We start from the raw sequence: 12,807 nt of genomic DNA, 5'->3' as shown, positions 1-12,807 counted from the left end.
CTTGAAGAGGACGCTTCCGGCCTACTTCATCAAGCTCCCCAGCACGCCGCGCAGGATGGCGCGGCCGACTTGCGTGCCTACCGTGCGGGCGGCCGACGAGGCCATGTTGGTGATGACGCGTTCCGTCACCGTCATGCGGGCGCGGCCTCCTCCTCCGGAGCCGCCGCCCATGCCGCCGAGAATGCCGCCCAGGATCCCGCCAAGGCCGCCCGAAGCGGAGGCCTGCTGCGGCGCTTGGCCGGCCGGGACCTGCTGCGGAGCCTGGCCGGGCGCCGGCGCCGGCTTCTGCAGCCCGCGCCGCTGGGTCAGGATCTCGTAGGCCGACTCGCCGTCCACGGCCGTCTCGTATTTGCCCTTGAGCGGGCTGGCGGCCACGATCGTCTGGCGCTCCTGCGCGGTGACGGGGCCAACGCGGCCGGCCGGCGGCCGGATCAGCGTCCGGGAGACCATTTCGGGGATGCCCTTGCCCTCGAGCATGGACACCAGGGCCTCGCCGACGCCGAGCTGGGTGATGACCTCCTCGGTCTTCAGCTTGGGGTTCTGGCGGAAGGTGGTGGCCGCCGCCTTCACGGCGCGCTGGTCGCGGGGCGTGAAGGCGCGCAGCGCGTGCTGGACGCGGTTGCCGAGCTGGGCCAGCACGGTGTCGGGCACGTCGAGCGGGTTCTGCGTGACGAAATAGATGCCCACGCCCTTGGAGCGGATCAGACGCACCACCTGCTCCACCGCCTCCAGCAGCGCCTTGGGGGCGTTGTTGAACAGCAGATGCGCCTCGTCGAAGAAGAACACGAGCTTGGGCTTGTCCACGTCGCCCACTTCGGGCAGCTGCTCGAACAGTTCGGACAGCATCCAGAGCAGGAAGGTCGCGTAGAGGCGCGGATTGGCCATCAGCTTGTCGGCGGCCAGGATGTTGACCACGCCCCGGCCGTCGCGGTCGGTGCGCATGAAATCGGTGATCTGCAGCGCCGGCTCGCCAAAGAAGGTCGTCGCGCCCTGGTTCTCCAGCACCAGCAGCTGACGCAGGATGGAGCCGACGGTGGCGTCGGCGACGTTCCCATACTGGATCGCGACGGGCTTCAGCCCGTCGTCCTTGGTCATCTCGTTGAGAAGGAGCCGCAGGTCCTTGATGTCGATGAGCGGCAGATGCTGCTCGTCGGCGATCCGGAACGCGATGTTGAGCACGCCCTCCTGGGTGTCGTTCAGCTCCAGCATGCGCGACATCAGGAGCGGGCCCATCTCCAGAACGGTCGCCCGCACGGGATGGCCCTGCTGCCCGAACAGGTCCCAGAAGGTCGCCGGGAACTCGTCGGCCTGGTAGTCGAAGCCCATGTCCTTGGCGCGCTTGACGAAGGCCTCCCTGGCGTCGCCCATCATGGCCAGCCCGGAGAGGTCGCCCTTCACGTCGGCGGCGAACACCGGCACCCCGGCGTTGGAGAAGCCCTCGGCCAGGACTTGCAAGGTGACGGTCTTTCCGGTCCCGGTCGCGCCGGTGACCAGGCCGTGCCTGTTGGCGAGCCGCAGCAGCAGCTGCTCCGGCTTTTCGCTCTGCCCAATGATGATCGCGTCTTCGGCCATAACCCGCCCGTCCGTGGCGCGGAGGCTCCGCGCATCGCTCGTCGCGCCCAGATATACCTGCGCCGCGCGCTCCATGCCACACGCTGCGGCCCGCCGACAAAAATCAATTCGTCGGCGACGCGCTTGTCTTTCCCCGGCGCGGCTTCCAAAGATGCGCCAGGAGCGGCGCGGGGCCGCCAGGACGGAGCCACCATGGAAGACCTCATCTCGCGCATCAGCGCCGCCTCGGGCATGGACCCCGAGCTCGCCCGCAAGGCCATCGGCATCATCCTGTCCTTCCTGCAGAAGGAGGCGCCGGCCGAGGATGTCGGCCGCATGTTCCAGGCGATGCCCGGGGCGGAGACGCTGGCGGCCGAGCAGGCCGGCGGCGGAAGCGGCGGCGGCATCCTGGGCGCCATCGGCGGCATGATGGGCGGCGGCGGCCTGATGGCGCTGGCCGGCCAGCTCACCTCGGCCGGCCTGTCGATGGACCAGATGCAGACGCTCGGCAAGGAGCTCTTCGCCTATGGCCGCGAGACGGCCGGCGAGGACACGATGGGCGCGATCGTCGGCGCGGTGCCGGGTCTCGGCCAGTTCGTCTGAGCCTGGCGCGCGGCCCGGCCGGCCGGGTCCGTCGAACGGAGGGTGGCGCCGGCGGGCGCGCTCATGGCATGGTCCGGCCGGATTTTCGGCCGGACAGCGAGAGCCTCGGATGACCCAAGCCCCCTTCGCATCGTCCTTCCCCCTGCCCACGCGCGACCAGTGGCGCGCCCTGGTCGACACGGTCCTGAAGGGGAAGGATTTCGAGCGGACCTTGGTGTCGCGCACCTATGACGGGCTGAACATCGAGCCGCTCTATCCCAAGGCCGAGGGCGCGGCCCCCATCGCCGGCCGCGCCCCCGGGACGGGCTGGAGCGTGCTGCAGCGGGTCGACGACCCCGATCCCGCGCGGGCGAACGCCCAGGCGCTCGAAGACCTCGAGAACGGCGCGACCGGCCTTCAGCTCGTCTTCGCCGGCTCGCACGGCGCCTATGGCTTCGGGCTCCCGGACGGGTCCGCCGCCACCGTCGAGCGCGCCCTGCAGGGTGTCGTGCTGGAAGCCGGCATCCAGGTCGAGGTCGACCTGTCCTTCGCGTGCAAGGACGCCGCAGAGGCCCTCGCCGCCCGCGTCGAACGCGACAAGACCGACCCCGCCTCCGTGCGGGTCTCCTTCGGCTACGATCCCTTGGGCCAGATGGCGACGCTGGGCGGCCTGCCCCTGCCCTGGCCGGACCTCGCCAAGCTCTTCGCCGCCCTGGCGTCCTCGATCGCGGCGCGCGGCTTTCGGGGTCCGGTCGCCGCGGCCGACGCCCGCGTAGTGCATGCGGCGGGCGGCTCGGAGGCCCAGGAACTCGCCTATGCGACGGCCGGCGCGGTCGCCTCCCTGCGCGCGCTGGAAGCGGGCGGGATGGACCTGGACGCCGCGCGGCGGCTGATCGGGTTCCGGCTCGCCGTGGACGCGGACCAGTTCCTCGGCATCGCCAAGCTGCGGGCGCTCCGGCTCCTGTGGGCGCGGGTGGAGGAGGCCTGCGGGCTCGCGCCCGAGCCGATCCACATCCACGCCGAGACGGCCTGGCGCATGATGACCCGCCGCGATCCGTGGGTGAACCTGCTGCGCGAGACGGTGGCGGTGTTCGCCGCCGGCGTGGGCGGGGCCGACAGCGTCGCGGCGCTGCCCTTCACCCAGGCCATCGGCCTGCCAGACGCCTTCGCGCGGCGGCTGTCGCGCAACACGCAACTCGTGCTGCTGGAAGAGGCGAACCTCGCCAAGGTGGCCGACCCGGCCGCCGGCGCCGGCGGGCTCGAGGCCCTCACCGCGGCTCTCGCCTCCGCCGCCTGGGATCTCTTCCAGGACATCGAGCGCGGCGGCGGCCTTCCGGCCGCGCTGGAAGCCGGGTCCTTCCAGGCCAGGGTCGCCGCCACGCGAAAAGAGCGCGAGACGGCCGTGGCGCGCCGCAAGGACGCCCTCACGGGCGTGAGCGAATTCCCGGACGCTCATGAGAAGCCCGTCGCGGTGCTGGCGCGGGCGCCGGAGGGCGCGCCCTCGCGGCCTTTCTCCGGGGTCGCTCCCCTGCCCGCCTTCCGGCTGTCGGAGCCCTTCGAGCGGCTTCGGGACGACGCCGAGGCGGCGCGCGCGGCGGGCCGCAACCCGACGGTGTTCCTGGCCAATCTGGGGCCGGTCTCGGCCTTCACGGCGCGCGCCCAGTTCGCCAAGAACCTGTTCGAAGCCGGGGGCGTGGTCGCGCTCGGCAATGACGGCTTCGCCGCGGCCGGCGCCACCGACATCGGCGCGCTCGCGGCGGCGTTCCGGGCCAGCGGGGCGCCGCTGGCCTGCATCTGCTCGTCGGACGAGGTCTACGCCCGCGAAGCGGCCGACGCCGCCCGGGCTTTGGCCGGCGCCGGGGCGCGCCGCGTCTATCTGGCCGGCCGCCCTGGCGAGCTGGAGGCCGCGCTGACCGACGCGGGCGTGGGCGGTTACGTCTTCGCCGGCATGGACGTGCTCAAGGCCCTGCGCGAGGCTCAGGAGGCCGTCTGAGAGCCGCGTCGCGCCGAGCCGGTCGCGCTCCGGCCGGCGGGAACCACCGCGCCCCTCGTTCGTCTTTCATCGGCGAACGCGGAGGTGAGGCGATGACGAAATCCATGCTGCTGGCCGCCCTGGTCCTGTCGGCGGCGGCGACGGCCGGGCAGGCGGCCAATTACGACGGGTCCTACTCGGTCCTGCTGACCACGCAGCGCGGCGCTTGCGACAAGGTCTACCGCTTCCCGGTGAACGTGGAGGGCGGCAGGGTCTTCTACGCGGGCCAGACCGGCGCGGTGGCGACCGGCGGCGTCGACGGCTCGGGGCGGGTGACCGCGACCATCCAGTACGGCCAGGACACGCTGCGGGCGAATGGGCGGATCACGCCAGGCTACGGCGAAGGCCGATGGACGTCGCCCACCCGCAAATGCTCCGGCGCATGGACCGCCGACAAGCGCTGAGCCCCGGCGCGCGGCCGGCCCGTCCGACTTATTGCGGGGCGTCGGCGGTTCGACGGGGCTCTCCCGGCATGGTAATTTCCGCCCTCGAACAGCGGCGCCCGCCCGCGCGCGGCGCCGCAGTATGCATGACGAGGACCCGTCCATGAGCCGGATACCCGACTTCGCCACCGTCGCCTTCGCGCCCCGTCCAGGCGCGCTCGGCCAGGGCGGAGAGGCGGCCGCCCCCTGGATGACGCCGGAGGAGATCCCGGTGAAGCCGGTCTACACGGAGGCGGACCGGGCCGGGCTGGCGGCCGTGGACACGCTGCCGGGGCTGCCTCCCTATCTGCGCGGCCCCTACCCGACCATGTACGTCAACCAGCCCTGGACGGTCCGGCAATACGCGGGCTTCTCCACGGCGGAGGATTCCAACGCCTTCTACCGCCGCAACCTCGCGGCCGGGCAGAAGGGCCTGTCGGTGGCCTTCGACCTCGCCACCCACCGCGGCTATGACAGCGACCATCCGCGCGTGGCCGGCGACGTCGGCATGGCGGGCGTGGCGATCGACTCCATCTACGACATGCGCACGCTGTTCTCAGGGATCCCGCTCGACCAGATGAGCGTGTCGATGACCATGAACGGCGCGGTGCTGCCCGTGCTGGCGCTGTTCATCGTGGCGGCCGAGGAACAGGGCGTCCCGGCCGAGAAGCTGAGCGGCACCATCCAGAACGACATCCTCAAGGAGTTCATGGTCCGCAACACCTACATCTACCCGCCCTCCCCCTCGATGCGGATCATCTCGGACATCTTCGCCTTCACGTCGCAGAAGATGCCGAAGTTCAACTCCATCTCGATCTCCGGCTACCACATGCAGGAGGCCGGGGCGACGCAGGACCTGGAGCTCGCCTATACGCTGGCGGACGGCGTCGAATATCTGCGCGCCGGCATCGGCGCCGGGCTCACGGTGGACCAGTTCGCGCCCCGCCTGTCGTTCTTCTGGGCGATCGGCATGAACTTCTTCATGGAGGTCGCCAAGCTGCGCGCCGCGCGGCTGCTGTGGGCCGAGCTCGTGAAGCCGTTCGGCCCCAAGAGCGACAAGTCGCTGCCGCTGCGCACGCATTCGCAGACGTCTGGCTGGTCGCTGACCGCGCAGGACGTGTTCAACAACGTCGTCCGCACCCAGATCGAGGCCATGGCGGCCACGCAGGGGCACACCCAGTCGCTGCACACCAACGCGCTCGACGAGGCGCTGGCGCTGCCGACGGACTTCTCGGCCCGCATCGCCCGCAACACGCAGCTCTTCCTGCAGCAGGAGAGCGGCACGACGCGGATCATCGACCCGTGGGGCGGCTCCTTCTATGTGGAGCGGCTGACGGCCGAGCTGGCGCAGAAAGCCTGGGAGCACATCCAGGAGGTGGAGCAGCTCGGCGGCATGGCCAAGGCCATCGAGGCCGGCATCCCCAAGCTCAGGATCGAGGAGGCCGCGGCCAAGACGCAGGCCCGCATCGATTCCCGTCGCCAGTCCGTGATCGGGGTGAACAAGCACCGGCCGACCGACGAAAAGCCGATCGACGTGCTCAAGGTCGACAACTCGTCCGTGCGGGCCCAGCAGCTCGAAAAGCTCGCCCGCCTCAAGGCCGACCGCGACCCCAGGGCCGTCGAGGCGGCGCTCGCCGCGCTCGCCGAGGGCGCGCGCCAGGACGGCAACCTGCTGGCCCTCGCCGTGGACGCGGCGCGCGCCAAGGCGACGGTGGGCGAAATCTCGATGGCGCTGGAGACCGTCTTCGGGCGCCATCGCGCCGAGATCCGCTCGATCTCGGGCGTCTACAAGCGTGAGGTCGGGACCATGTCGGACGCGGTCGCCCGGGTGCAGAAAATGGTCGAGCGGTTCGAGGACGCGGACGGCCGACGCCCCCGCATCCTGGTCGCCAAGATGGGCCAGGACGGGCATGACCGCGGGCAAAAGGTCATCGCCTCGGCCTTCGCGGATCTGGGCTTCGACGTCGACATCGGGCCGCTCTTCGCCACCCCGGGCGAAGCCGCCCGCCAGGCGGTCGAGAACGACGTCCACATCGTGGGCGTGTCGTCGCTCGCCGCCGGCCACCTGACGCTCGTCCCCGAGTTGAAGGCGGCGCTGGCCGAGGCCGGCCGTCCGGACATCATGATCGTGGTCGGCGGCGTGATCCCGCCGCAGGACTTCGAGGCGCTGCGCGCCGCCGGCGCGTCGGCCATCTTCCCGCCCGGGACCGTGATCGCCGACGCGGCGCAGGACCTGATCCGCGAGCTGAACCGGCGGCTGGGCTACGAGCCCAAGCAGGCGGCGGAATAGACGAGCCGCCTGCAACCACCAGCTTCAGGAACGATATTCTACAACTATCGAGTCGTAATACTTTCCCGTCACGTCTTACCTGATCTTAAATATTGCCGCTCATCCTGCCGGCATGGCGACCATCACCATTCAAAACTTGCCTCAGGACGTGCTCGTGGCGCTGGCGCGCAGCGCCTCGCAGAGCGACGCCACCATCGAGGACGAAGCGCGCCGGGCTCTCGTCCGGCTCTTCTCGGACGCGCGGCTCGGTCCCCAACGGACCTGGGCGCGGGCGCAACTGGACCAGTATCGCTACAGCAAGATGCCGACGGTCAAACGCAGCGTCAACGAGGTGCTGCGCGGCCACAGGATGGAGCGGGACCGGCTGATCGGCGACGCGTTCGAAGTCGCGGTGCTGGACATATGACGCGGCCGATCGTTGACGCCAGCGTGGCGCTGAACTGGTTCCTGACCTCCGAGCACACGCCGGCCAGCCTCGCTCTGCTGGAGAGCGAGAATGTCCGCGCCCCCGACATCCTGCCCGCCGAGGTGCGGGGCGTCCTCCGGAGCTTCGCCGCGGCCGGCGACATCTCCACGATGGTCCTGTCGGCCATGGAGCGGCGCCTCGGCCAGCTCGCGATCGAGACCTTGCCCTCGGACCCGCACCTGAAGGAGGCCTACCGGCTGGCCCAGATCCTGAGCGAGCCGATCTACTCCTGCATCTATCTCGCGCTCGCCATGGCCACCGACGCGCAGCTCGTCACCAGCGACCGGCGGTTCTACTCGGCCGTGCGCCGCGTCGCTGCGACCGGAGGTCACATCCGGTTCGTCGGCGGGGAGCCCTGATCCAGCCGATCCGTCTTTGTTCCGCCATGCTGGGGCGCTGAATGAGGGCGCCATGGCTGGGATCAAACGCGTGCTCCTTTTCTTCTTTCTGGTCTTCGTCGCGCCGCTTGGCCTGCATGCCGCCTGGTGGGCGGCGCAGGACCGCCCGCGCGACTGGTCGTCCGCCAGCTGGTCCAGCGCGGGCCTGCTGCCGCCCGCTTCCTCCAAGCCGGAAGCGCTGCTGCACGTCTACGCCGGACGGGTCGGCTGGTGGCGGGGCATCTTCGCCCATCACACCTGGGTGGTGATCAAGGACCGCGGCGGCGCCCGCTATACTCGCTACGACGTGGTCGGCTGGGGGACGCCCGTCCGGACGGACAATTGGGCGCCCGACGGGCGGTGGTTCGGACAGGATCCGGAGCGGATCGCCGCCATCGAGGGGGCCGAGGCGGAGGCGCTCATCCCCAAGGTCCGGGAGGCGGTGCGGCGCTACCCGTTCTCGAAGGCGGGAGGCTACCGCGCCTGGCCGGGGCCGAACTCCAACACCTTCGTCACCTTCGTGCTCTCCGCCATCCCGGAGGCCGGCATCGCGCTGCCTCCGACCGCGCTCGGCAAGGACTACCGCGCCGACGGCTCCGTGTTCGGGTTCACGCCCAGCCGCACCGGCGTGCAGGTCGCGCTGGGCGGCCTGCTCGGAGCCAGCGTCGGCTGGATCGAGGGCGTCGAGGTGAACGTCCTGGGGCTCGTCGCCGGGATCGACCTGCGCCGCCCCGCCATCAAGCTGCCGGGCTTCGGCCGGATCGGCTGGCCCTTCGAGCCCGTGATCGGTTCGGCTTCGGCCTCGCCCTCGCACGGCTGAGCCCGGCCCTTCACCGGATCGCGGTCGACGGCGTCGGAGCGGCGCCGGGAGCGCCCAGCGGCGCCGTGCTGACGGCGGCGGGCCGGGCCGGCGCGATCCCGTCGCCCGCATAGGGCGTCGCCGTCATGGCCTGCGGGTCCACATAGGATTGCGCCTGCTGCTGCTCCACGGCGGCCTTGTCCTCGATGCGGACATCGGCGAGCTGGGCGCCGATGGACTGCACCACGCTGGGCGCTTCCGCGAAGGTGCCGTGCCGGAACATGTCCGTGCTCTTGGCCTTGGTGAGGTCGTAGACCCGCACGTTCAGGCCGTCGAGTTCGGCGAGATGCGACTTGTCGCTCAGGTTCAGCGCGCCCAGGCGGGTGCGGTCGCCGGCGAGCGTGCTCGACATCGACAGCGCCCGGTCGTCGGCCGCCGCGAACACCGACACGCGGGCGACCTGCCCGACGCGGCTCATCTGCCCGCGGAAGACCTCCAGGTCGATGTCCGGCGCGGCCAGCATGACCTCGCCGAGGTGCCCGCCCAGCTGGGCCTTGCCGCCGATGGCCGCCTGGCGCAGCGACTCCATCGCCAGCCACGTCCCCATCGAATGCGCCAGCACATGGACGCGCCCGACTCCGGGCGCCGCGCCGAGATCTTCGATCAGCTTCTCCAGATGGTCGCGCGAGGCGGTGGCGCTCTCCTTGTCCGAGCCATAGGCGAGGATCTGGTTGCGGGACGGCCAGGTGAACAGCACGGGCACGCCGGTGAAGCCCGAGTCGGCGACGATCTGGGCCAGCCGGAACCGCGCCTCGTCATAGCCGGTGTTGAAGCCGTGCACGAAGACCAGCACGTCGCGGCTCACGCCGACGCGGCCGGAGAGCTGGGTGGCGACCGCCTGCTGAAACGCCTCGGAATCGAGCTTGCGCTCGCTGGCCACCGTGAAATGCCGGCTGGCGCTCTCGGAGGTGAAGCTCGGGCGCTCGATCACGCCGGGCTCGTGGCCGGGCGGCACGCTGACGGCCGTGAGGTTGAAACGGGGTCCCCGGACGGCTTCGCCGCTGGCGGGTTTGCGCGTCGAGGCGACGAAGATCCGCACGGTGCGGCCCTGCTCCGCCTGGGACGAGCCCAGGAGGGCGGACACGCCGGTGATCGAGGCGGAGCTCGTGCTGCATCCGGCCAGCGCCAGGACGAGCATCAGGGCCGTCGCGGCCTTCGCGGCGCGGCTGCGCGCCTCAAAAGCGTTCAATGTCGTGCGTGGCACGGTGTCCAACCCCTCCGAAGGCGCCCCGGGCGGGTTCGCGACCGCCCGCGCCGTCCGTCCCACATCGCCCTCCCCGGCCTAAGAGGAGGTTAAGCGCGGGCTTCGGCGGCGCCTGCCGCGTGTCGCAGCGGAAGGTGTCCAGAATGGGACCGGAGGATGGGCCGGCCAGGCGGGCCAAGCCGAAAGGGAGCGCTGCGGCGCCGGCGCAACACCGGCCGTCGTCATTCCAAGGCGGCGCCGGCCGCCTCGGCCGCGCCGCCGAGCACCGCGCCGGGCAGCGAGACCGCCGTTCCGACCGTCGTGCCCACCGTCGCGCCCAGGGTCGATCCGAGCGCCACGATGCCTTCGCCGAGGCTCGGCCCCCGGGAGCCGATGCCGTTGTCGCTGGCGAGGCGCTTGCCGATCAGCTGCACGACCTGCGGCGAATCGGCGAATTTGGCGTGCTTCAGGCTGTCTTCGGATTTCACGGCCGAGATGTCGTAGACGGTGATGTTGGCCTCCTTGAGCCGCTCCAGCACCTCCGGATCGCTCACCACCGTCGCGCCGGCCCGGGCCGTGCCGCCCCAGACCAGCTTGGAGATGCCCAGCGCCCTGTCGTCGCTGCTGACGAACACCGTGATCGGCAGCTTCAGCGGCGCGATGGTGAGCAGCTGGCGGCGAAACACGTCGACGTCGATGTCGGGCGCGGCCAGCATGACCTGCCCGAGCTTGCCGCCGAAGCGTCCGTCGCCGCGGATCGTGGCCTGCCGCATGGTCTCCATGGCGAGGAAGTTGCCCATGCTGTGGGCGAGCAGATCGATCTTCTGCGCCCCGGTCCTGCTCGCCAGCTCGCGCAGGGTCGCTTCGAGGTCGTCGCGGGAGTAGACCGCGCTCTCGCGGTCATACGGGTATTGCAGCAGCTGCCCCCTGGAGGGCCAGGTGAACAGCACCGGCACGCCCTTGAAGCCGGAATCGTGCACGATCTGGGCGAAGCGGTAGACCGACTCCTCGAAGGTCGTGTTGTAGCCGTGGACGAACACCAGGATGGAGCGATCGGCCGGCTTGCGGCTCGCCACGGCGGCGCGGACGCTCTGCACGAAGGCGTCGTCGGTCTGGAACTCTCGCGCCGCGGTCACGAAGAACCGCTTCGGGTCGCCCTGGGCCCGGCGCGGCCATTCGACCTCCCCGGGCTTGTGTCCGGGCGGGATGGAGATCACCAGCCTGGCGTGATCGGTGCGCCGGCCGCGCTCGCCCGTGAACATCTCGATCGGAAGGTCGGCCGCCCTGGCCCGGGTCGTGGCCACATGGATGGCGACCGCCGAGGCGTCGGCCGGGATGCCGCCCACCGGCTCCAGCACGCCCTTCGGCGGACCGCCCGCGCAGGCCGACAGCGCCAGGCCCGCCGCCAGGGCGATCGCCCCGGCCCTCGCCGATGTCCACCAGACGCCGATCTGTCCCACTGCCCGCCCCCGAGCGGCCGCCCAGCCGCATCGGACCTGGACCGCAGCCTAGAGCTACAATGCGCGGGCCGGGGTTGCAATGCGCCATGCCCTCCCTGCGCGTCATGCGAGCATTCACGCCGTTCCCGGACAGGCGCCGCGCAGGGGATCGCTGCGGGGCGATGTTGAACAGGCCGCGCTCACGGCGTAAGGCTGCGGCGTGACGACGCCCGCCGCCAGCCCCCCCGATCTTGACGACCTCGCCGCGCGGATCGCCGCCGGCGAGCGCGCCGCGCTGGCGCGCGGCATCACGCTCATCGAGTCCCGCCGCGCCGACCACCAGGCCGCCGCGCGGGCGCTGGTGCAGGCGCTGCTGCCGCGCACCGGCAAGGCCGTCCGGGTCGGGATCACGGGCGTGCCGGGCGTCGGCAAGTCCACGACCATCGACACGCTCGGGTCCAACCTCACCGCCCAGGGGCGCCGCGTCGCGGTTCTGGCCGTCGATCCGTCCTCGAGCCGAACCGGCGGCTCGATCCTGGGCGACAAGACCCGCATGGCGCGGCTCGCGGTCGACCCCAACGCCTTCATCCGCCCGTCCCCGTCCTCCGGCGCGCTGGGCGGGGTGGCGATGAAGACGCGGGAGACCATGCTGCTGTGCGAAGCGGCGGGCTTCGACGTCGTGCTGGTCGAGACGGTCGGCATCGGCCAGTCGGAGACCACGGTCGCCGACATGACCGACTTCTTCCTCGTCCTGATGCTGCCGGGCGCAGGCGACGAACTCCAGGGCATCAAGAAGGGCGTCCTGGAGATCGCCGACATGATCGCGGTCAACAAGGCGGAGCGCGACGGCGCGTCGCGCGCCAAGGCGGCCGCCGCCGAATACAAGGCCGCGCTGCACATCCTGGCGCCCGCCTCTCCCACCTGGTCGCCGCCCGTGGTGACGATCTCGGGTCTCGACAATCTGGGGCTGGACGACCTCTGGGCGAAGATCCTCGACCACCGCGCCCGCGTCACGGCCTCGGGCGAGTTCGCGGCCCGCCGCCGCGCCCAGCAGGTCAAGTGGATGTGGGCCATGGTGGAGGACCGGGTCTTCGCCCGGCTGCGGCAGGACCCGCAGGTGAAGGCCCGCCTGCCCGGCCTGGAGGCCCGCGTCGCGGAAGGCGAGCTCTCCGCCACGGTGGCGGCCGAGGAGATCCTCGGCCTCATGGGCCTGGAGCGCTGAGGCCGGGCCTCAGGGCCGCTTCACCACCTCGATCTGGATGGCGGAGTAGTAGGCCGCGAGATCGGCCATGTCGGCGTCCGACAGGTTCGGGGCGACCACCGACATCATCTCGTTCTTGCGGGCGCCTGACTTGTAGTCCTTCAGCGCCTTGACGAGGTAGTCCTCGATTTGGCCCGCCAGATGCGGCGCCTCGGGGATCTTCGACATGCCGTCGAGGCCATGGCAGGTCTGGCATTGCAGCGCCTTCTGGCGCCCCGCCTTCACGTCCGCCGCCTGGGCTTGGGACGCAACGGCCAGGGCCGCCGCGAGGGCGGCCAGGCGGACGAAACGGGGGATGAGCATCGCGTTCTCCGGCGGGAAGGCCGCGCCCGAAAGGCCGGGCGC

General features: G+C 71.3%; 12 protein-coding genes. 8 read left to right on the top strand and 4 right to left on the bottom strand.

Annotation, left to right across the window (positions count from 1 at the left end; genetic code table 11):
* Positions 1-21: 21 nt before the first annotated feature.
* Positions 22-1,572: a helicase HerA-like domain-containing protein gene (locus ACYVO7_RS08555; RefSeq protein WP_460449402.1), complete on the bottom strand. Its 1,551-nt coding sequence runs from the start codon at positions 1,570-1,572 to the stop codon at positions 22-24.
* Between the two features lie 192 nt (positions 1,573-1,764).
* Between ACYVO7_RS08555 and ACYVO7_RS08550 the strand changes: the two genes are divergently transcribed.
* The 7 genes from ACYVO7_RS08550 to ACYVO7_RS08520 all read left to right on the top strand — a co-directional run bounded on the left by ACYVO7_RS08550 (position 1,765) and on the right by ACYVO7_RS08520 (position 8,540).
* Positions 1,765-2,154 carry a DUF2267 domain-containing protein gene (locus tag ACYVO7_RS08550; protein ID WP_460449401.1) on the top strand — a complete coding sequence of 130 codons (390 nt, stop codon included), beginning with the start codon at positions 1,765-1,767 and terminating at the stop codon, positions 2,152-2,154.
* 109 nt (positions 2,155-2,263) lie between these two features.
* The gene (locus tag ACYVO7_RS08545) at positions 2,264-4,126 is read left to right on the top strand and encodes a methylmalonyl-CoA mutase family protein (protein WP_460449400.1); all 1,863 of its coding nucleotides are present in this window, start codon (positions 2,264-2,266) and stop codon (positions 4,124-4,126) included.
* Between the two features lie 92 nt (positions 4,127-4,218).
* Positions 4,219-4,569 carry a hypothetical protein gene (locus ACYVO7_RS08540; RefSeq protein WP_460449399.1) on the top strand — a complete coding sequence of 117 codons (351 nt, stop codon included), beginning with the start codon at positions 4,219-4,221 and terminating at the stop codon, positions 4,567-4,569.
* A 142-nt stretch (positions 4,570-4,711) separates the two neighbouring features.
* Positions 4,712-6,877 (top strand): methylmalonyl-CoA mutase, encoded by a 2,166-nt coding sequence (gene scpA / locus ACYVO7_RS08535; protein ID WP_460449398.1) that lies wholly within the window; start codon positions 4,712-4,714, stop codon positions 6,875-6,877.
* Between the two features lie 112 nt (positions 6,878-6,989).
* The gene (locus tag ACYVO7_RS08530) at positions 6,990-7,283 is read left to right on the top strand and encodes a FitA-like ribbon-helix-helix domain-containing protein (protein WP_460449397.1); all 294 of its coding nucleotides are present in this window, start codon (positions 6,990-6,992) and stop codon (positions 7,281-7,283) included.
* On the top strand, positions 7,280-7,702 hold the full coding sequence (locus tag ACYVO7_RS08525; RefSeq protein WP_460449396.1) for a type II toxin-antitoxin system VapC family toxin: 423 nt from the start codon (positions 7,280-7,282) through the stop codon (positions 7,700-7,702). Before ACYVO7_RS08530 ends, ACYVO7_RS08525 begins: the two co-directional genes overlap by 4 nt.
* Positions 7,703-7,754: 52 nt before the next feature.
* Complete coding sequence (locus ACYVO7_RS08520) at positions 7,755-8,540, top strand: DUF3750 domain-containing protein (protein ID WP_460449395.1); 786 nt, start codon at positions 7,755-7,757, stop codon at positions 8,538-8,540.
* A 10-nt stretch (positions 8,541-8,550) separates the two neighbouring features.
* Here ACYVO7_RS08520 and ACYVO7_RS08515 read toward each other — a convergent pair whose 3' ends face one another.
* On the bottom strand, positions 8,551-9,783 hold the full coding sequence (locus ACYVO7_RS08515; RefSeq protein ID WP_460449394.1) for an alpha/beta hydrolase: 1,233 nt from the start codon (positions 9,781-9,783) through the stop codon (positions 8,551-8,553).
* A 221-nt stretch (positions 9,784-10,004) separates the two neighbouring features.
* On the bottom strand, positions 10,005-11,222 hold the full coding sequence (locus ACYVO7_RS08510) for an alpha/beta hydrolase (RefSeq protein WP_460449393.1): 1,218 nt from the start codon (positions 11,220-11,222) through the stop codon (positions 10,005-10,007).
* A 199-nt stretch (positions 11,223-11,421) separates the two neighbouring features.
* Between ACYVO7_RS08510 and meaB the strand changes: the two genes are divergently transcribed.
* Positions 11,422-12,423, top strand: a complete 1,002-nt coding sequence (gene meaB / locus ACYVO7_RS08505; protein ID WP_460449392.1) for a methylmalonyl Co-A mutase-associated GTPase MeaB — start codon at positions 11,422-11,424, stop codon at positions 12,421-12,423.
* A gap of 9 nt (positions 12,424-12,432) precedes the next feature.
* Here the strand turns inward: meaB and ACYVO7_RS08500 are convergent, their stop codons facing one another.
* Entirely contained in the window at positions 12,433-12,765 is a 333-nt protein-coding gene (locus ACYVO7_RS08500; RefSeq protein WP_460449391.1) for a c-type cytochrome, read from the bottom strand.
* Positions 12,766-12,807 lie beyond the last annotated feature (42 nt).

The sequence above is a fragment of the Alsobacter sp. SYSU BS001988 genome, assembly GCF_054796215.1.
The sequence above is the reverse complement of the archived record's forward strand: the minus strand, read 5'-3'. Positions and strand labels throughout refer to the sequence as shown.

What these genes read in the sequence shown, in the direction of transcription:
- ACYVO7_RS08525 (WP_460449396.1), top strand. Translation starts at nt 7,280, where the DNA reads ATGACGCGGCCGATCGTTGACGCCAGCGTGGCGCTGAACTGGTTCCTG.
- ACYVO7_RS08540 (WP_460449399.1), top strand. Translation starts at nt 4,219, where the DNA reads ATGACGAAATCCATGCTGCTGGCCGCCCTGGTCCTGTCGGCGGCGGCG.
- ACYVO7_RS08545 (WP_460449400.1), top strand. Translation starts at nt 2,264, where the DNA reads ATGACCCAAGCCCCCTTCGCATCGTCCTTCCCCCTGCCCACGCGCGAC.
- ACYVO7_RS08555 (WP_460449402.1), bottom strand. Translation starts at nt 1,572, where the DNA reads ATGGCCGAAGACGCGATCATCATTGGGCAGAGCGAAAAGCCGGAGCAG.
- scpA (WP_460449398.1), top strand. Translation starts at nt 4,712, where the DNA reads ATGAGCCGGATACCCGACTTCGCCACCGTCGCCTTCGCGCCCCGTCCA.
- ACYVO7_RS08550 (WP_460449401.1), top strand. Translation starts at nt 1,765, where the DNA reads ATGGAAGACCTCATCTCGCGCATCAGCGCCGCCTCGGGCATGGACCCC.
- ACYVO7_RS08530 (WP_460449397.1), top strand. Translation starts at nt 6,990, where the DNA reads ATGGCGACCATCACCATTCAAAACTTGCCTCAGGACGTGCTCGTGGCG.
- ACYVO7_RS08500 (WP_460449391.1), bottom strand. Translation starts at nt 12,765, where the DNA reads ATGCTCATCCCCCGTTTCGTCCGCCTGGCCGCCCTCGCGGCGGCCCTG.
- ACYVO7_RS08520 (WP_460449395.1), top strand. Translation starts at nt 7,755, where the DNA reads ATGGCTGGGATCAAACGCGTGCTCCTTTTCTTCTTTCTGGTCTTCGTC.